This is a genomic window from Streptomyces sp. NPDC058052 (genome assembly GCF_042885515.1).
Lineage (GTDB): Bacteria > Actinomycetota > Actinomycetes > Streptomycetales > Streptomycetaceae > Streptomyces.
The window spans coordinates 101,955-120,535 of sequence record NZ_JBHVRX010000011.1; the positions used below are offsets into that span (position 1 = coordinate 101,955).

18 protein-coding genes are annotated in these 18,581 nt (G+C 71.7%); 1 reads left to right on the forward strand and 17 read right to left on the reverse strand.

Translation table 11 applies throughout. The features are described 5' to 3' along the window. Positions 1-2: 2 nt before the first annotated feature. The 13 genes from metK to pyrR form a co-directional block, all read right to left on the reverse strand. Positions 3-1,211, reverse strand: a complete 1,209-nt coding sequence (metK, locus tag ACFVU3_RS17680) for a methionine adenosyltransferase (protein ID WP_390067088.1) — start codon at positions 1,209-1,211, stop codon at positions 3-5. A 240-nt stretch (positions 1,212-1,451) separates the two neighbouring features. Beyond that, positions 1,452-2,666, reverse strand: coding sequence for a bifunctional phosphopantothenoylcysteine decarboxylase/phosphopantothenate--cysteine ligase CoaBC (coaBC, locus tag ACFVU3_RS17685; RefSeq protein ID WP_390067090.1), 1,215 nt, complete (start codon positions 2,664-2,666; stop codon positions 1,452-1,454). Between the two features lie 119 nt (positions 2,667-2,785). Then, complete coding sequence (rpoZ, locus tag ACFVU3_RS17690) at positions 2,786-3,058, reverse strand: DNA-directed RNA polymerase subunit omega (protein ID WP_030810584.1); 273 nt, start codon at positions 3,056-3,058, stop codon at positions 2,786-2,788. A 28-nt stretch (positions 3,059-3,086) separates the two neighbouring features. Next, positions 3,087-3,650 carry a guanylate kinase gene (gene gmk, locus ACFVU3_RS17695; protein WP_390067092.1) on the reverse strand — a complete coding sequence of 188 codons (564 nt, stop codon included), beginning with the start codon at positions 3,648-3,650 and terminating at the stop codon, positions 3,087-3,089. A gap of 73 nt (positions 3,651-3,723) precedes the next feature. After that, a complete protein-coding gene (locus ACFVU3_RS17700; RefSeq protein ID WP_014157387.1) occupies positions 3,724-4,047 on the reverse strand; it encodes an integration host factor in 324 nt (107 codons plus the stop codon). 309 nt (positions 4,048-4,356) lie between these two features. Continuing rightward, complete coding sequence (pyrF, locus tag ACFVU3_RS17705) at positions 4,357-5,193, reverse strand: orotidine-5'-phosphate decarboxylase (protein WP_390067094.1); 837 nt, start codon at positions 5,191-5,193, stop codon at positions 4,357-4,359. Then, the gene (locus ACFVU3_RS17710) at positions 5,190-6,302 is read right to left on the reverse strand and encodes a quinone-dependent dihydroorotate dehydrogenase (RefSeq protein ID WP_390067096.1); all 1,113 of its coding nucleotides are present in this window, start codon (positions 6,300-6,302) and stop codon (positions 5,190-5,192) included. Before ACFVU3_RS17710 ends, pyrF begins: the two co-directional genes overlap by 4 nt. A gap of 55 nt (positions 6,303-6,357) precedes the next feature. Then, positions 6,358-9,666 carry a carbamoyl-phosphate synthase large subunit gene (carB, locus tag ACFVU3_RS17715; protein WP_390067098.1) on the reverse strand — a complete coding sequence of 1,103 codons (3,309 nt, stop codon included), beginning with the start codon at positions 9,664-9,666 and terminating at the stop codon, positions 6,358-6,360. Then, positions 9,659-10,798, reverse strand: coding sequence for a glutamine-hydrolyzing carbamoyl-phosphate synthase small subunit (gene carA, locus ACFVU3_RS17720; protein ID WP_390067100.1), 1,140 nt, complete (start codon positions 10,796-10,798; stop codon positions 9,659-9,661). The genes carB and carA overlap by 8 nt, the downstream gene beginning before the upstream one ends. Next, positions 10,795-11,367, reverse strand: a complete 573-nt coding sequence (locus ACFVU3_RS17725; RefSeq protein WP_390067102.1) for a hypothetical protein — start codon at positions 11,365-11,367, stop codon at positions 10,795-10,797. Before ACFVU3_RS17725 ends, carA begins: the two co-directional genes overlap by 4 nt. Further along, complete coding sequence (locus ACFVU3_RS17730) at positions 11,364-12,650, reverse strand: dihydroorotase (protein ID WP_390067104.1); 1,287 nt, start codon at positions 12,648-12,650, stop codon at positions 11,364-11,366. Before ACFVU3_RS17730 ends, ACFVU3_RS17725 begins: the two co-directional genes overlap by 4 nt. Before the next feature lie 2 nt (positions 12,651-12,652). Then, a complete protein-coding gene (locus ACFVU3_RS17735) occupies positions 12,653-13,639 on the reverse strand; it encodes an aspartate carbamoyltransferase catalytic subunit (RefSeq protein ID WP_390067106.1) in 987 nt (328 codons plus the stop codon). A gap of 84 nt (positions 13,640-13,723) precedes the next feature. Then, positions 13,724-14,284: a bifunctional pyr operon transcriptional regulator/uracil phosphoribosyltransferase PyrR gene (gene pyrR, locus ACFVU3_RS17740; RefSeq protein ID WP_387277851.1), complete on the reverse strand. Its 561-nt coding sequence runs from the start codon at positions 14,282-14,284 to the stop codon at positions 13,724-13,726. A 257-nt stretch (positions 14,285-14,541) separates the two neighbouring features. Between pyrR and bldD the strand changes: the two genes are divergently transcribed. Continuing rightward, the gene (gene bldD, locus ACFVU3_RS17745; protein WP_015032294.1) at positions 14,542-15,042 is read left to right on the forward strand and encodes a transcriptional regulator BldD; all 501 of its coding nucleotides are present in this window, start codon (positions 14,542-14,544) and stop codon (positions 15,040-15,042) included. Positions 15,043-15,251: 209 nt separating this feature from the next. On the opposite strand, the gene nusB is transcribed toward bldD, so the two are convergent. The 4 genes from nusB to ACFVU3_RS17765 form a co-directional block, all read right to left on the reverse strand. Further along, complete coding sequence (gene nusB / locus ACFVU3_RS17750) at positions 15,252-15,689, reverse strand: transcription antitermination factor NusB (RefSeq protein ID WP_390067108.1); 438 nt, start codon at positions 15,687-15,689, stop codon at positions 15,252-15,254. A gap of 2 nt (positions 15,690-15,691) precedes the next feature. Next, the gene (gene efp / locus ACFVU3_RS17755; RefSeq protein ID WP_189849825.1) at positions 15,692-16,258 is read right to left on the reverse strand and encodes an elongation factor P; all 567 of its coding nucleotides are present in this window, start codon (positions 16,256-16,258) and stop codon (positions 15,692-15,694) included. A 49-nt stretch (positions 16,259-16,307) separates the two neighbouring features. Further along, positions 16,308-17,411: a M24 family metallopeptidase gene (locus ACFVU3_RS17760; RefSeq protein ID WP_390067277.1), complete on the reverse strand. Its 1,104-nt coding sequence runs from the start codon at positions 17,409-17,411 to the stop codon at positions 16,308-16,310. A gap of 79 nt (positions 17,412-17,490) precedes the next feature. Beyond that, a complete protein-coding gene (locus ACFVU3_RS17765) occupies positions 17,491-18,384 on the reverse strand; it encodes an AAA family ATPase (protein WP_390067110.1) in 894 nt (297 codons plus the stop codon). Between the last annotated feature and the right edge of the window lie 197 nt (positions 18,385-18,581).

An 18,581-nucleotide genomic window follows, 5' to 3' on the forward strand; every position in this document is an offset into this window, starting at 1 on the left:
GCTTACAGGCCGGCGGCCTTCTTCAGGGCGTCGACGCGGTCGGTGCGCTCCCAGGTGAAGTCCGGCAGCTCGCGGCCGAAGTGGCCGTAGGCGGCGGTCTGGGAGTAGATCGGGCGGAGCAGATCGAGGTCGCGGATGATCGCGGCCGGGCGGAGGTCGAAGACCTCGCCGATGGCGTTCTCGATCTTCTCGGTCTCGACGGCGTGGGTGCCGAAGGTCTCGACGAAGAGGCCGACGGGCTCGGCCTTGCCGATCGCGTAGGCGACCTGGACCTCGCAGCGGGAGGCGAGGCCCGCGGCGACCACGTTCTTGGCGACCCAGCGCATGGCGTAGGCGGCCGAGCGGTCGACCTTCGACGGGTCCTTGCCGGAGAAGGCGCCGCCGCCGTGGCGGGCCATGCCGCCGTACGTGTCGATGATGATCTTGCGGCCGGTGAGGCCGGCGTCGCCCATCGGGCCGCCGATCTCGAAGCGGCCGGTCGGGTTGACCAGGAGGCGGTAGCCGTCGGTGTCGAGCTTGATGCCGTCCTCGACGAGCTCCTTCAGGACGTGCTCGACGACGAACTCGCGGATGTCGGGCGCGAGCAGCGAGTCGAGGTCGATGTCCGAGGCGTGCTGCGAGGAGACGACGACCGTGTCGAGGCGGACGGCCTTGTCGCCGTCGTACTCGATGGTGACCTGGGTCTTGCCGTCGGGGCGCAGGTACGGGATGGTCCCGTTCTTGCGGACCTCGGTGAGGCGGCGGGAGAGCCGGTGCGCGAGGTGGATCGGCAGCGGCATCAGCTCGGGGGTCTCGTCCGAGGCGTAGCCGAACATCAGACCCTGGTCGCCGGCGCCCTGCTTGTCCAGCTCGTCCTCGTCGCCCTCGACGCGCTTCTCGTACGCGGTGTCCACGCCCTGCGCGATGTCCGGGGACTGCGACCCGATGGACACCGACACGCCGCAGGAGGCGCCGTCGAAGCCCTTCTTCGAGGAGTCGTACCCGATCTCGAGGATCTTGTTGCGGACGAGGGTGGGGATGTCCGCCCACGCCTTGGTGGTCACCTCTCCGGCGACGTGCACGAGGCCGGTGGTGATCAGCGTCTCGACGGCGACGCGGGAGGTGGGGTCCTCCCGGAGCAGCGCGTCGAGGATGGTGTCGCTGATCTGGTCAGCGATCTTGTCGGGGTGTCCCTCGGTGACGGACTCCGAGGTGAACAGACGACGGGACACAACGCTCCCTGGGGTTGCAGCGGCTGCTGGCTATCTCTTCGCGGACCGGCAGGGGGCTGCGCCCCGCGACGTTCCACGGACAGTCTATCGGGCCAGGTCGGACCTTGGACCAGGTGTCTCGCCTGACGAATACCCGCGGACGGGCGGAATCGGCCTCGCACGGGCCCGGAGGGGGGTGTCCGATGGGGCGCAGATCACTCGCGCCCCGGCGTTTCGCGCGCCCCCGGGCCCGCCGCCGGGTCAGGCGGAGCGCTCCCGCAGGCGGGGCAGGACCAGGTCCCAGACGGTCTCGGCGAGGGCTTCCTTCGGGCCGTACGGGACCGGGGTCTCGGTGCCGTCGGCGGCGAGGACCACGGCCTCGTTCTCCTCCGAGCCGAAGGTCTTGCGCTCGCCGACCTCGTTGACGACGAGGAGGTCGCAGCCCTTGCGGGCGAGCTTGGCGCGCCCGTTGGCGAGGACGTCGTCGGTCTCGGCGGCGAAGCCGACGACGACCTGGCCGGGCAGGGCGCGGCCGGCGGAGAGCTCGGCGAGGATGTCGGGGTTGCGGACCAGCTCGATGGTCGGCGCTCCCCCGTCGTCCGTCTTCTTGATCTTGCCGGTGGCGTAGGCGGCCGGGCGGAAGTCGGCGACGGCGGCGGCCATGACGACCGCGTCGGCGTCGGCGGCGGCCTTGAGGACGGCCTCGCGGAGCTGGAGGGCGGTGCCGGCGTGGACCACGTCGACACCGGCCGGGTCGGGCATGCCGGTGTTGGCCTCGACGAGGGTGACCCGGGCGCCGCGCGCGGCGGCGGCCTTGGCGAGGGCGTACCCCTGCTTGCCGGAGGAGCGGTTGCCCAGGTAGCGGACCGGGTCGAGGGGCTCGCGGGTGCCGCCGGCGCTCACCACGACATGGCGTCCGGCGAGGTCGGGCACGGTGACGCCGCGGGCGAGGATCCTCCGGCAGACCTCGAAGATCTCGCCGGGGTCGGGGAGCCGGCCCTTGCCGGTGTCGACGCCGGTGAGGCGGCCGACGGCGGGCTCGATGACGACGGCGCCGCGGCGGCGGAGCGTGGCCACGTTCTCCTGGGTGGCCGGGTGCTCCCACATCTCCGTGTGCATGGCGGGGGCGAAGACGACCGGACAGCGCGCGGTGAGCAGCGTGTTGGTGAGGAGGTCGTCGGCGAGGCCGTGGGCGGCCTTGGCGAGCATGTCGGCGGTGGCGGGGGCGACCACCACGAGGTCGGCGGCCTGGCCGATGCGGACGTGCGGCACCTCGTGGACGGCGTCCCAGACCTCGGTGGAGACCGGGTTGCCGGAGAGCGCGGACCAGGTGGCGGCGCCGACGAAGTGGAGCGCGGAGTCGGTGGGGACGACGCGGACGTCGTGGCCCGACTCGGTGAGCCGGCGCAGCAGCTCGCACGCCTTGTAGGCGGCGATGCCGCCGCTCACGCCCAGAACGACCTTCGGCTTGGTCACGGCTTCACTCCCCGCGCGCGGACGCGTACTCGGCTGCGTTACGACTCCAGTATCCGAGTCCATGAGACACCACAGGCCCGGCGGAAGGACCGCCGGGCCTGGAGTGACGAACGCAACGCCTACTGAACGGGGCCCTCGATGGCCTCGGAGGTCAGCAGCCCCGCGTTGATCTCGCGCAGGGCGATCGAGAGCGGCTTCTCGTGGACGTGGGTGTCGACGAGGGGACCCACGTACTCCAGCAGGCCCTCACCGAGCTGCGAGTAGTACGCGTTGATCTGACGCGCGCGCTTGGCCGCGTAGATCACGAGGCTGTACTTCGAGTCAGTGGCCTCGAGCAGCTCGTCGATCGGCGGGTTGATGATGCCCTCGGGCGCGGTGATGGAAGAGGACACGCTCTACCTTCCGAAGATGGATAAAAGATCAGACTACGTGCATCAACGTTAGCAGCTCACGCGCGACGTCCTCGACGGAGGTGTTGACGAGCGTGGTGTCGAACTCCGACTCGGCGGCGAGCTCGACCTTGGCGGCGGCCAGACGCCGCTCGATGACCTCAGGAGACTCGGTGCCGCGGCCGGTGAGCCGGCGAACCAGCTCCTCCCAGCTCGGCGGGGCCAGGAAGACCAGCCGGGCGTCGGCCATGGACTCCTTCACCTGGCGCGCGCCCTGGAGCTCGATCTCCAGGAGCACGGGCTCGCCCTTCTCCAGGCGGTCGACGACCGCGCTGCGGGGCGTGCCGTAGCGGTTGCCCGCGAACTCGGCCCACTCGAGGAGCTCGCCGTTGGCGATCAGCTTGTCGAACTCGTCGTCCGAGACGAAGAAGTACTGGACGCCGTGCTTCTCGCCGGGGCGGGGCTTTCGTGTCGTGGCCGACACGGAGAGCCAGACCTCGGGGTGGACCTTGCGCATATGAGCGACGACCGTGCTCTTGCCGACCCCTGAGGGGCCGGAGAGCACGGTCAGCCGCGGACGTACCTCTGCTGCCATGCAGCGATTATTCCAGTATCGCCGGGGTGCCCGGGACGGGTGTCCCGGATCGGGCACCGGACCGGGCGACGGGTCAGGCGGCGGAGCCGCCGAACTCGCGCTCCAGGGAGGCGATCTGGTTGGAGCCGAGACCACGGACGCGACGGCTCTCGGAGATGCCGAGACGCTCCATGATCTGCTTGGCGCGGACCTTGCCGACGCCGGGAAGGGACTCAAGGAGGGCGGAGACCTTCATCTTGCCGATGACGTCGTTCTCCTGGCCCTGCTTGATGACCTCGTGGAGGGAGGCGCCGGAGTGCTTGAGTCGATTCTTGACCTCGGCCCGCTCCCGGCGAGCCGCGGCGGCCTTCTCGAGCGCGGCTGCGCGCTGTTCAGGGGTAAGGGGCGGAAGAGCCACGCCTACGTCACCTCGGATGTCGATCTGTCGGATACGGACCGGTGAGGGACCTGGTCGACCCACACCAGTGGAGCAACGTCCAACGACGTGACCGTTGGGCGCCTGCTCTGCCCCGGAGACTAGCGGCCATGGCCGCTCCAGTCAGCGAGAACAGCGGAAAAGTCCTGGTCAGCCTCGCTCGACCGGGACTTTTCCGGCATAACGACCCGGATTTCTGCCAAGATTTCGTCAAGTGGCACGACGCTGGGCCGTCCGGGGGCCGCCGTCGGCTCCCACCTGCGGGGATGCCGGGGCGGCGGCGGACCCCGGTCAGCCGGCGACGGCCGCCCGGATCTCGTCCGCGTAGCGCGTCGCCGCGTCCCGGAGGGCGGACGCGTCCGGTCCGGCGCGCAGCACGCCCCGGCTGACGTTCGGGACGACGTTGCGGACCGCGTCCCCGAAGACGGCCGGGAGGTCGGCCGGGGTCGCCCCCTGGGCGCCGATGCCCGGGGCGAGCAGCGGGCCGTTGATGTCGAGGTCGAAGGTGGAGAGGTCGCCCAGGGTCGCGCCGACGACCGCGCCGAAGGAGCCCATGGGGGTCTCCCCCGCGTTCTCCTCGGCGAGGTGCGCGAGCATGGTCGCGCCGATCGTCCGGCCGTCCTCACGGACGGCGCGCTGGACCTCGCCGCCCTCCGGGTTGGAGGTCAGCGCGAGGACGAAGAGGCCGGCTCCGGACTCCCGGGCCAGGTCGACGGCCGGCTTCAGGGAGCCGTAGCCGAGGTACGGCGAGACCGTGAGGGCGTCGGAGAAGAGCGGGGAGTCCTTGCGCAGGAACGCCTCGGCGTAGGCCGCCATGGTGGAGCCGATGTCGCCGCGCTTGGCGTCCATGACGACCAGGCCGCCGGCCGCCCGCAGGTCGGCGGTGGCCCGCTCCAGGACGGCGACGCCGCGCGAGCCGAAGCGCTCGAAGAAGGCGGCCTGCGGCTTGAAGACGGCGACGGTGTCCGCCAGCGCCTCGACCACGGTGTACGTGAAGCGCTCCAGGCCCGCGACGTCGTCGGCGAGGCCCCAGGAGTCCAGCAGGGAGGCGTGCGGGTCGATGCCGACGCAGAGGGGGCCGCGCTCGTCCATGGCGGAGCGCAGGCGGGTGCCGAAGGAGAGAGTCACGAGGTGGTGGCCTTTCGGTGATCGGCGCCGACGGCTTCGGCGAGGGTGGCGTACGGGGAGGCGGCGAGGCGCGCGGCGAGGCCCTTGTGGATCGCCCGGGCGTAGAACGGACCCTCGTAGATGAAGGCGCTGTAGCCCTGGATCAGGGTGGCGCCGGCGAGGATGCGCTGCCAGGCGTCCTCGGCGTTCTCGATGCCGCCGACGCCCACCAGGACGATCCGGTCCCCCACGCGCGCGTAGAGGCGGCTCAGGACCTCCAGGGAGCGCTCCTTGAGCGGGGCGCCGGAGAGGCCGCCGGTCTCCTGGACGAGGGCCGGGGCGGAGGAGAGGCCCAGGCCCTCGCGGGCGATGGTGGTGTTGGTGGCGATGATGCCGTCCAGACCGAGTTCGACGGCGAGGTCGGCGACGGCGTCCACGTCCTCGTCGGCGAGGTCGGGGGCGATCTTCACCAGGAGCGGGACGCGGCGGTCGGTGACCGTGCGTTCGGCGGCCTCGCGGACGGCGGTGAGCAGCGGGCGCAGCGACTCGGTGGCCTGGAGGTTGCGCAGGCCGGGGGTGTTCGGCGAGGAGACGTTGACGACGAGGTAGTCGGCGTGGGCGGCGAGGCGCTCGGTGGACTTCACGTAGTCGGCGGCCGCGTCGGCCTCCTCGACCACCTTGGTCTTGCCGATGTTGACGCCGACGACGGTCCTGAAGACCGGCACGCGCGCGTGGAGGCGGGCGGCGACGGCCGCGGAGCCCTCGTTGTTGAAGCCCATGCGGTTGATCAGCGCCCGGTCCGGGACGAGGCGGAAGAGCCGCTTCCTGGGGTTGCCGGGCTGGGCCTCGCCGGTCACGGTGCCGATCTCGACGTGGTCGAAGCCGAGCATGGCCATGCCGTCGATGGCGACGGCGTTCTTGTCGAAGCCGGCGGCGAGGCCGAAGGGGCCGTGCATCCGGAGGCCCAGGGCCTCGGTGCGCAGCTCCTTGTACCGGGGCGCGAGGACGGCGGCGACGAAGGTGCGCAGGACGGGGGTGCGGGCCGCGAGCCGGATCCAGCGGAAGGCGAGGTAGTGGGCCTTCTCGGGGTCCATGCGCTTGAAGACGAGCTGGAAGAAGAGCTTGTACATGGTGGTGTCCTCATGAAGAGGGGGACACCGTTTCCGGTGTCCCCCTCGATGGCTGCTAGTCGCGGGCCGCGGTCAGGTGTTCGGCGTGTTCCTGGAGGGAACGGACGCCGACGTCGCCGTGGTTGAGGGCGTCGATGCCCTGGACGGCCGCGGCGAGCGCCTGCACCGTGGTGAGGCACGGGACGCCGCGGGACACCGCCGCCGTACGGATCTCGTAGCCGTCGAGACGGCCGCCGGTGCCGTACGGGGTGTTGACGATCAGGTCGACCTGGCCGTCGTGGATCAGCTGGACGATCGTCTTCTCGCCGTTCGGCCCCTCGCCCTCGCTGAGCTTGCGCACGACGGTGGCGTTGATGCCGTTGCGCTTGAGGACCTCGGCGGTGCCGGAGGTGGCGAGCAGCTCGAAGCCGTGGGCGACCAGCTCGCGCGCCGGGAAGATCATCGAGCGCTTGTCGCGGTTGGCGACCGAGATGAAGGCGCGGCCCTTGGTGGGCAGCGGGCCGTAGGCGCCGGCCTGCGACTTGGCGTAGGCGGTGCCGAAGACGGCGTCGATGCCCATGACCTCGCCGGTGGAGCGCATCTCCGGGCCGAGGACGGTGTCCACGCCGCGGCCGTGCACGTCGCGGAAGCGCGACCACGGCATCACGGCCTCCTTGACGGAGATCGGCGCGTCGAGCGGCAGGGTGCCGCCGTCGCCGGTCCTCGGCAGCAGGCCCTCGGCGCGCAGCTCGGCGATGGTCGCGCCCAGCGAGATGCGGGCGGCGGCCTTGGCGAGCGGCACGGCGGTGGCCTTGGAGGTGAAGGGCACGGTCCGGGAGGCGCGCGGGTTCGCCTCCAGCACGTACAGAATGTCGCCGGCCATGGCGAACTGGATGTTGATCAGGCCGCGGACGCCGACGCCCTTGGCGATGGCCTCGGTGGAGGCGCGCAGCCGCTTGATGTCGAACCCGCCGAGGGTGATCGGGGGCAGGGCGCAGGCCGAGTCGCCGGAGTGGATGCCGGCCTCCTCGATGTGCTCCATGACGCCGCCGAGGTAGAGCTCGGTGCCGTCGTAGAGGGCGTCGACGTCGATCTCGATCGCGTCGTCGAGGAAGCGGTCGACCAGGACCGGCCGGGTGGGGCTGATCTCGGTGGACTCGGCGATGTACGACTCCAGGCGCGCCTCGTCGTAGACGATCTCCATGCCGCGGCCGCCGAGCACGTACGAGGGGCGGACCAGGACCGGGTAGCCGATCTCGTCGGCGATCTTCTTGGCGCCGGCGAAGGTGGTGGCGGTGCCGTGCTTGGGGGCCGGCAGTCCGGCCTCCTCCAGGACGCGGCCGAAGGCGCCGCGGTCCTCGGCGGCGTGGATGGCCTCCGGGGAGGTGCCGACGACCGGCACGCCGTTGTCCTTGAGGGCCTGGGAGAGGCCGAGCGGGGTCTGGCCGCCGAGCTGGACGACCACGCCGGCGATCGGGCCCGCGAGGGACTCGGCGTGGACGATCTCCAGGACGTCCTCCAGGGTGAGCGGCTCGAAGTAGAGCCGGTCGGAGGTGTCGTAGTCGGTGGAGACGGTCTCGGGGTTGCAGTTGACCATCACGGTCTCGTAGCCGGCGTCGCTCAGGGCGAAGGAGGCGTGGACGCAGGAGTAGTCGAACTCGATGCCCTGGCCGATGCGGTTCGGGCCGGAGCCGAGGATGATCACGGCGGGCTTCTCGCGCGGCGCGACCTCGGACTCCTCGTCGTAGGAGGAGTAGAAGTACGGCGTCCTCGCGGCGAACTCGGCGGCGCAGGTGTCGACCGTCTTGTAGACCGGGCGGACGCCGAGGGCGTGCCGGACCTCGCGGACGACGTCCTCGCGCAGGCCGCGGATCTCGGCGATCTGGGCGTCGGAGAAGCCGTGGCGCTTGGCCTCGGCCAGGAGCCCGGGCTCCAGCTTCTCGGCGCCGGCGAGCTCGTCGGCGAGCTCCTTGATCAGGAAGAGCTGGTCGACGAACCACGGGTCGATCCTCGTGGCGTCGAAGACCTCCTCGGGGGTGGCGCCGGCGCGGATCGCCTGCATGACGGTGTTGATGCGGCCGTCGGTCGGGCGGACCGCCTCGCGCAGGAGCTCGGCCTTGTCGCCGGGCTCGCCGGTGAAGGCGAACTGCGAGCCCTTCTTCTCCAGGGAGCGCAGGGCCTTCTGGAGGGCCTCGGGGAAGTTCCGGCCGATGGCCATGGCCTCGCCGACCGACTTCATGGTCGTGGTCAGCGTGGAGTCGGCGGAGGGGAACTTCTCGAAGGCGAAGCGCGGGGCCTTGACGACGACGTAGTCGAGCGTGGGCTCGAAGGACGCCGGGGTCTTCTCCGTGATGTCGTTCGGGATCTCGTCCAGCGTGTAGCCGACGGCGAGCCGGGCGGCGATCTTGGCGATCGGGAAGCCGGTGGCCTTGGAGGCGAGGGCCGAGGAGCGGGAGACGCGCGGGTTCATCTCGATGACGATGATCCGGCCGTCGACCGGGTCGACCGCGAACTGGATGTTGCAGCCGCCGGTGTCGACGCCGACCTCGCGGATGATCGCGATGCCGATGTCGCGGAGCCGCTGGTACTCGCGGTCGGTCAGCGTCATCGCCGGGGCGACGGTGATGGAGTCGCCGGTGTGGACGCCCATCGGGTCGAAGTTCTCGATGGAGCAGACGACCACGACGTTGTCGTGCTTGTCGCGCATGAGCTCCAGCTCGTACTCCTTCCAGCCGAGGATGGACTCCTCCAGGAGCACCTCGGTGGTCGGGGAGAGCGTGAGGCCCTGGCCGGCGATGCGGCGCAGCTCCTCCTCGTCGTGGGCGAAGCCGGAGCCGGCGCCGCCCATGGTGAAGGAGGGGCGGACGACGACGGGGTAGCCGCCGAGCGTGTCGACGCCCTGGAGGACGTCCTCCATGGAGTGACAGATGACCGAGCGGGCGGACTCGCCGTAGCCGATCTTGCCCTTGACGGCCTCGACGACGCCCTTGAAGAGGTCGCGGTCCTCGCCCTTGTGGATGGCCTCGACGTTGGCGCCGATGAGCTCGACGCCGTACTTCTCCAGGACTCCCTGCTCGTGCATGGAGATCGCGGTGTTGAGCGCGGTCTGGCCGCCGAGGGTGGGCAGGAGGGCGTCGGGGCGCTCCTTGGCGATGATCTTCTCGACGAACTCGGGGGTGATCGGCTCGACGTAGGTGGCGTCGGCGATCTCCGGGTCGGTCATGATCGTGGCCGGGTTGGAGTTGACCAGGATGACGCGCAGGCCCTCGGACTTGAGGACCCGGCACGCCTGGGTGCCGGAGTAGTCGAACTCGGCGGCCTGGCCGATGACGATCGGGCCGGAGCCGATGACCAGGACGGACTGGATATCGGTGCGCTTAGGCACGCTCGGCCTCCATGAGGGTCACGAAGCGGTCGAAGAGGTACGCGGCGTCGTGCGGGCCCGCGGCCGCCTCGGGGTGGTACTGGACGGAGAAGGCCGGCTGGTCGAGCAGCTGGAGGCCCTCCACGACGTTGTCGTTCAGGCAGACGTGCGAGACCTCGGCGCGGCCGAAGGGGGTCTCGGAGACCTTGTCCAGGGGCGCGTCGACGGCGAAGCCGTGGTTGTGCGCGGTGACCTCGACCTTGCCGGTCGTACGGTCCTGGACGGGCTGGTTGATGCCCCGGTGGCCGTACTTCAGCTTGTAGGTGCCGAAGCCGAGCGCGCGGCCGAGGATCTGGTTGCCGAAGCAGATGCCGAAGAGCGGGGTCTTCCGCTCCAGGACGGCGGTCATGAGCGCGACCGGGCCGTCGGCGGTGGCCGGGTCGCCCGGACCGTTGGAGAAGAAGACGCCGTCGGGGGCGACCGCGTACACGTCCTCGATCGTGGCGGTGGCGGGCAGCACGTGGACCTCGATGCCGCGCTCGGCCATCCGGTGCGGGGTCATGCCCTTGATGCCGAGGTCGATCGCGGCGACGGTGAACTTCTTGTCGCCGATCGCGGGGACGACGTACGGCTCCTTGGTGGCGACCTCCTCGTAGAGGCTGGCGCCCTTCATCTGGGGCTGCGCCTGGACGCGGGCGACCAGCTCGGCCTCGGGGGCCAGGGCCTCGCCGGAGAAGACGCCGGCGCGCATGGAGCCGCGCTCGCGCAGGTGGCGGGTGAGGGCGCGGGTGTCGATGCCGGAGATGCCGACGACGCCCTGGGCGACCAGCTCGTCGTCGAGGCTGCGCTTGGCGCGCCAGTTCGACGGGATGCGGGCGGGGTCGCGGACCACGTAGCCGGAGACCCAGATGCGGCTGGACTCGTCGTCCTCGTCGTTCCAGCCGGTGTTGCCGATCTGGGGGGCGGTCGCCACGACGATCTGGCGGTCGTACGACGGGTCGGTGAGGGTCTCCTGGTAGCCGGTCATGCCGGTGGAGAACACGGCCTCGCCGAAGGTCTCCCCCACGGCCCCGTAGGCGCGGCCGCGGAAGGTGCGGCCGTCCTCCAGGACGAGTACGGCGGGAGCCTGGGCTCCCCTTGTGGAGGTCGTCATCGTGCGATGCCTTCCGTCGTGTTGATCATGGAGTTGATGGTCTCGACCCAGGCCGTGTGGACGGCCGCCCGGTCGGAGCGGAAGCCGGAGTCGAGGAGGGTGCCGCCGTGCTCCCAGGTGACGACCAGGAGCCCGCCCTCGGCGAGGACCTTGCCGGCGATGCCCTTGTCGAGGCGGGCCTCGCGCAGGGCGGCGGCGGGGATCAGGAAGTCGTTCGCCCCGGGGCGGACGACCGAGATCCCGGCGTCGGTGAGCGTGAGCTCGGCGCGGCTGCGGGTGCCCAGACCGTGGGCGACGATCCGGTCGAGCCACTGCCCGGCGGTGGTGGAGCCGTGGTAGCGGCCGACCATCGACAGCTTGGCCTCACCGGCCGTCTCCGGCACCTCGGGGAGGGCGGGCAGGTCCGACTGGAGGCTGCCGCGCCACTTCCAGCCCTGGCGCATGAGCCAGTAGACGAGGACGACGAAGAGCAGGAGTCCGACGACCCAGCCGATGCGGCCGGCCCATTCGGTCACTTCCGCCGACTTCTGCTCCGCGGCGAGGGCCGCGCTTGCGATGTGGTGTGTCACGCCAACTTCCCGTCCATGACCGTTGCCCGGCCCCGCAGGAAGGTGTGGGTGACGCGACCCGGCAGCTCACGGCCCTCGTAGGGGGTGTTGCGGCTGCGGGAGGCGAAGTCCGCGGGGTCCACGGTCCCACGGTAAGCCGGATCGACCAGGACCAGGTTCGCGGGCTCACCAGCCGAGACGGGTCGTCCATGGCCGGTGGCGCGGCCGATGCGGGCCGGGGCGGCGGACATCCGGTCGGCGACGCCGGCCCAGTCGAGGAGGCCGGTCTCCACCATCGTCTGCTGGACGACGGAGAGCGCGGTCTCCAGGCCGACCATGCCCATGGCGGCGGCGGCCCACTCGCAGTCCTTGTCCTCGTGCGGGTGCGGGGCGTGGTCGGTGGCGACGATGTCGATCGTGCCGTCGGCCAGGGCCTCGCGCAGCGCCATCACGTCGCGCTCGGTGCGCAGCGGCGGGTTGACCTTGTAGACCGGGTCGTACGTGCGGACCATCTCGTCCGTGAGGAGGAGGTGGTGCGGGGTGACCTCGGCGGTGACGTCGATGCCGCGGGACTTGGCCCAGCGGACGATCTCGACGGAGCCGGCGGTGGAGAGGTGGCAGATGTGGACGCGGGAGCCGACGTGCTCGGCGAGGAGGACGTCGCGGGCGATGATCGACTCCTCGGCGACGGCCGGCCAGCCGCCCAGGCCGAGCTCGGCGGAGACGACGCCCTCGTTCATCTGGGCGCCCTCGGTGAGGCGGGGCTCCTGGGCGTGCTGGGCGACGACGCCGCCGAACGCCTTCACGTACTCCAGGGCGCGGCGCATGATCACGGCGTCGTCGACGCACTTGCCGTCGTCGGAGAAGACGGTGACGCCGGCGGCGGAGTCGTGCATGGCGCCGAGCTCGGCGAGCTTCTTGCCCTCCAGGCCGACGGTGACGGCGCCGATGGGCTGCACGTCGCAGTAGCCGGCCTCCTTGCCGAGCCGGTAGACCTGCTCGACGACGCCGGCGGTGTCGGCGACGGGGTGGGTGTTGGCCATGGCGAAGACCGCGGTGTAGCCGCCGGAGGCGGCGGCGCGGGTGCCGGTGAGGACGGTCTCGGAGTCCTCGCGGCCGGGCTCGCGCAGGTGGGTGTGGAGGTCGACGAGGCCGGGGAGGAGGATCTGGCCGTCGGCCTCGATCACGGTCGCGCCCTCGGCGGAGAGGCCGGTCCCGACCTCCGCGACGGTCTCGCCGTCGATGAGGACGTCCTGCGGCTCGCCGCCCAGCACCTTCGCACCACGGATAAGGATCTTGCTCATCTTTACTTGCTCTCCTCGGTACGGGTGGTGGCGGGGGCGACGGCGGGCTCGGAGCCGCCGAGCAGCAGGTAGAGGACGGCCATCCGGACGGAGACGCCGTTGGCGACCTGCTCGACGACCGTGCAGCGGTCGGAGTCGGCCACCTCGGCGGTGATCTCCATGCCGCGGACCATGGGGCCGGGGTGCATGACGATGGCGTGCTCGGGCATCTTCGCCATCCGCTCGCCGTCGAGCCCGTAGCGGCGCGAGTACTCGCGCTCGGTCGGGAAGAAGGCGGCGTTCATCCGCTCGCGCTGCACACGCAGCATCATCACCGCGTCGGACTTCGGCAGCACGCTGTCGAGGTCGTACGAGACCTCGCAGGGCCAGGTCTCGACGCCGACGGGGACGAGGGTCGGCGGGGCCACCAGGGTGACCTCGGCGCCGAGGGTGTGCAGCAGGTCGACGTTGGAGCGGGCGACCCGGCTGTGCAGGACGTCGCCGACGAGCGTGATCCGCCGGCCGGCCAGGTCCTTGCCGAGACCGGCGTCGCGGCCGACGAGGCGGCGGCGCATGGTGAAGGCGTCCAGGAGGGCCTGGGTGGGGTGCTGGTGGGTGCCGTCGCCCGCGTTGATGACGGGGGCGTCGATCCAGCCGGAGGTGGCGAGGCGGAAGGGGGCGCCGGAGGCGCTGTGCCGGATGACGACGGCGTCGACGCCCATCGCCTCCAGGGTCTGCGCGGTGTCCTTCAGCGACTCGCCCTTGGAGACGCTGGAGCCCTTGGCCGCGAAGTTGATGACGTCGGCGGAGAGGCGCTTCTCGGCGGCCTCGAACGAGATCCGGGTCCGGGTGGAGTCCTCGAAGAACAGGTTGCAGATGGTCCGGCCGCGGAGGGTCGGCAGTTTCTTGATGGGCCGGTCGGCCACCCGGGCCATTTCCTCGGCGGTGTCGAGGATCAGGACGGCGTCGTCGCGGGTGAGGTCGGCGGCCGAGATGAGGTGACGCATCATCGGGGTTTCTCTCCGGGGTGGGGAGGCATGAGGGCATGCGGGGGCACACGGAGGTGCCGTGGTCCCGCGGGGTGGCCTGTCCGGCTAGGCGGACTTGCCGCCGAGCAGCACGGTGTCGCGACCGTCCTCCTCGGCGAGCTGGACCTTGACCGTCTCCCGCAGCGACGTGGGGAGGTTCTTGCCGACGTAGTCGGCGCGGATCGGCAGCTCGCGGTGGCCGCGGTCGACGAGGACGGCGAGCTGGACCGCGCGGGGGCGGCCGATGTCGCCGAGGGCGTCGAGGGCGGCGCGGATGGTGCGGCCGGAGAAGAGGACGTCGTCGACGAGGACGACGAGGCGGCCGTCGACGCCTTCCGCGGGGATGTCGGTGCGGCCGATGGCACGCGCCGGCTTCATCCGCAGGTCGTCGCGGTACATGGTGATGTCGAGGGAACCGACCGGGACCTCGGTGCCGGTGATCGATTCGAGCTTCTCGGCCAGCCGGCGGGCGAGGAAGACGCCGCGGGTGGGGATGCCGAGGAGGACCACGTCGTCGGCGCCCTTGGCGCGTTCGACGATCTCGTGGGCGATCCGGGTCAGGACCCGGGCGATGTCGGGGGCCTCCAGTACGGGCCGCGCCTCATCGGTGTGCGCTTGCGTGTCCATGAAAAACGGACCTCCTTCTCCGCCTCACGGGACGGCTCTTAAAGGACGTCGGATGTACGGCGTCCACTTTAGCAGGGGGACTCGTACGGGCTTTCCCCGGTCCTCCCCTCCCCCGCTCCGACCTGCGGCGGACCGTCCCCCGGGAGGGGGTGGCGAGCCCCTTTCGGCTTGACGGGAAAGAGTAACGCTGCGTAACCTCACAGTGAGTTACCAGCCGCGCGGCGCAGCCGCATGTCGTCACAGCGTCCGGGAGCGTTATGTCCAGCGAATACGCAAAGCAGCTCGGGGCCAAACTCCGCGCCATCCGCACCCAGCAGGGCCTGTCCCTCCACGGCGTGGAGGAGAAGTCCCAGGGCCGCTGGAAGGCCGTCGTGGTCGGCTCGTACGAGCGCGGCGACCGCGCCGTGACCGTGCAGCGCCTCGCCGAGCTGGCGGACTTCTACGGCGTGCCGGTGCAGGAGCTGCTGCCCGGTACGACCCCCGGCGGTGCCGCCGAGCCCCCGCCGAAGCTGGTCCTGGACCTGGAGCGCCTCGCCCACGTCCCGCAGGAGAAGGCGGGCCCCCTCCAGCGCTACGCCGCGACGATCCAGTCGCAGCGCGGCGACTACAACGGCAAGGTGCTGTCGATCCGCCAGGACGACCTGCGCACCCTGGCCGTCATCTACGACCAGTCCCCCTCGGTCCTGACCGAGCAGCTCATCAGCTGGGGCGTGCTGGACGCGGACGCGCGCCGCGCGGTCGCCCACGAGGAGAACTGACCTCCTCCGATCTCCGCATTGCAGAAACGTGCCGCCGGGCCCGTGGACGTCATCCGACGCCACGGGCCCGGCGCTTTTCCGCCTCCTCCACCCCTCCCCTCACCCGTTCGGCGGAACACGGGGAGAACGTGAGGAGAAGCACGCGCGGACACGCGAAGGGGCCCGCGGCACCGAGGTGCCGCGGGCCCCTTCGACGGGCCGTACGGGGACTAGGCGTCCACGTCCCGGCGCAGCCGGGGCTTCAGGTCCTTGAAGCGCCCGAGGAGACCGTTGACGAAGGACGGGGAGTCGTCCGTGGAGAACTCCTTGGCGAGCTGCACCGCCTCGTCGATCGCCACCGCGTCGGGGGTGCCGTCCTCCCAGATCAGCTCGTACGCGCCGAGGCGCACGATGCTGCGGTCGGCGGCCGGCATCCGGTCGAGGTCCCAGTCCACCGCGTAGGTGGCGATGAGTTCGTCGATCCGGGCGACGTACCGCGCGTACCCCTCGACCAGCTGCATGGTGAAGTCACCGACCGCGGGCTGGCGCTCGTCGGCACGGTGGAGCCGGATCTGGTCCGCGAGGACCTCCTGCACCGAAGTGCCGCGCTGGTCGGCCTCGAACAGGATCTGGAAGGCCCGCCTGCGGGCCTTGCTCCGGGCGGCCACGGTTAGCTGTTCACCCGGCCGAGGTAGTCGCTGGTGCGGGTGTCGACCTTGACCTTCTCACCGGTGGTGATGAAGAGCGGGACCTGGATCTCGTGGCCGGTCTCCAGCTTGGCGGGCTTGGTGCCACCGGTGGAGCGGTCGCCCTGGACGCCCGGCTCGGTCTCGGCGATGACCAGCTCGACGGCGGCCGGGAGCTCGACGTAGAGCACGGAGCCCTCGTTCTGCGCGACCAGGGCGGTGAAGCCCTCGATGAGGAAGTTGGCGGCGTCGCCCACGACCTTGCGGTCGATGTGGAGCTGGTCGTAGGTGTCCAGGTCCATGAAGACGAAGTAGTCGCCGTCCATGTAGGAGAACTGCATGTCGCGCTTGTCGACGTTCGCGGTCTCCACCTTCACGCCGGCGTTGAAGGTCTTGTCGACGACCTTGCCGGACAGCACGTTCTTGAGCTTGGTGCGCACGAAGGCCGGGCCCTTGCCGGGCTTGACGTGCTGGAACTCGACGACGGACCAGAGCTGGCCCCCGTCGAGCTTGAGCACCATGCCGTTCTTGAGGTCGTTCGTGGAAGCCACGGTTGCGGAATCTCCTGGACTGACGTGGACCGGGGAGCCGGAATCCCGCCTAGAGGGCGAGCAGCTCCTTGGTCGTGATGGTGAGTAGCTCGGGTCCGCCGTCCGCCTCCTGGCGCACGACGAGCGTGTCATCGATCCGGACCCCGCCCCGGCCCGGGAGGTGGACCCCCGGTTCGACGGTGACCGGCACACAAGCGTCCAGTTTACCCATGGCCGAGGGGGACAACTGCGGGTCCTCGTCGATTTCGAGCCCCACACCGTGTCCGGTGAGGGGTACGGCGGTCGCCGCGTGCCCCGCCGCGTCCAGGATCTGGCGTGCCGCGCGGTCCACGTCACGGTACCCGGCGCCCGGCACGAGGGACTCCCGGCCGGCCCTCTGGGCGGCGAAGACGAGCTCGTACAGCTCGATCTGCCAGTCGGCCGGCGCGGTGCCGATGACGAAGGTCCGGCCGATCTCGCAGCGGTAGCCGCGGTAGTCCGCGCCGAGGCAGACCGACAGGAAGTCGCCCTCCTCGACCCGGCGGTCGGTGGGGCGGTGGCCGCGCCGCCCGGAGTGGGGGCCGGTGGCGACGGAGGTCGGGAAGGCGGCTCCGTCGGCGCCGTGGTCGACGAGCCGCCGCTCCAGTTCGAGGGCGAGGTGGCGTTCGGTGCGGCCGACGAGGATCGACTCCAGGAGTTCCCCGAGGGCCTGGTCGGCGATCTCGGCGGCGATCCGCAGGCAGGCGATCTCGTCCTCGTCCTTGACCACCCGCAGCTGTTCGACGGCGCAGGCCAGGTCGGCGAGGCGCAGCCCGGGGGCGGCGGCACCGAGGCTGCGGTGACGGGCCACCGTCAGGTCGTGCTCCTCGACGGCGAGCCCGTCGGCGCCGGACCGGCGCGCCAGCTCGGCGGCGGCGACGGCGGGATCCCCGCCGCCGAGCGGGAGCTGTTGCTGCCGGAGCAGTTCGTCCAGCCGCCCGTCGAGGGGCTCGCCCTCGCTCGCGGCGGGCCGGATCAGCACGTCGGCGCCGGGCTCAGGGCCGACCATCAGGACGGCTCCGGGCGGGGCGCCGCCGGCGAGATAGCGGACGTTGGCGGGGCGGGACACCAGGGCCGCCGCGCTGCCCGCTGCCGCGACCCGGTCGCGCAGTCTGACCCGGCGGTCCGCATACACCTGTGACATGTCTTCGAGCCTACGAGCGCGGCACCGCCCCGGCCTGTCGGCGGCGTCCGACCGGGGAACGCCCGCCGGTTCAGCCGGCCGGCGGCGCGGCTATCGCCCGGGCCAGGGCCTCGTCGAGGAGGCGTGCGGTGGCCTCCACGTCGAGCGCGGAGTTGTCGATGATCGGCAGGCCGGAGCCGTACCAGCCGGCCATCCGGCCGTGGATCGCGGCGACCTCCTCGTCGGAGAGCCGCCGGTTGCCGGAGCGCTGGGCGTTGCGCTCCAGGACGACCTCCAGGCCGGGCAGGAGGACCACCGGCAGCAGGCCGGGGCCGACGTGCCGCTTCCAGCCGCCGAGGCCGACGACGGGCCGGTCGGGGAAGACGGCGTCGTCGAGGATGCAGGAGATGCCGTTGGCGAGGAAGTTGCGGGCGGCGAAGCCGCAGGTGCGGCGGGCCAGCCGGTACTGCGCCTCGGAGTGGTCGTTCCACCCCGACTGCGGGTCGGCGAAGCCGGAGCAGACCCATTCGCGTACGTCGTCGAGGCTGATGTGGGCGGTGGGAACGGGCCGGCGGCGCGCCCAGTGCCGGGCCACCGTCGTCTTGCCCGCGCCGGCCGGTCCGATGAGGAGGACGGCGAGGGTCGCGGTGCCGGTGCCGGACCCCTGCTCGTAGAGCGGCATCGGGGGGGCCAGCGGCACGGCGCCGGTGAGGTGCGGGGACAGGGCCGCGGGCGCGGGCGGCGGTACGGCTCCGGGGGCGGTGCCCCAGCCCGCGCCGCCGGGTCCCTGGGCGGGGGGCGGCGGGCCGGGCTGGACGGCCGGGTGCACGCCGAGCCGCCCGCCGGGCGCGCCGGACGGCGGCGCCGGGTAGGGCGCGGCCTGCGGGGGCGGGGGTACGGGGCCATGACCACCGGCCGGGGCCGGGCCGGGCACCCGGCCCGGCTGCTCGGGCTGTGGCAGCGGTCCCCCCACTGCGTGCTGCATCCGGTGCCACTCCGTCTCGTCGGCCTGGTGCGTCGGTGTGGGCGGCCGGTCCGGTGCCGCGGTCGGCCCCGCTCCGGTCGCCCGGGGATGCCAAAACGTTACCGCCCCGTCCCCCCGCTCGGGGAACGGGCGGGACCCTACCGAAAGTGCCCGGCCCGCCCGGACCCGGGCGTCCCGAAGGGGGCGGTCGCCGGGTG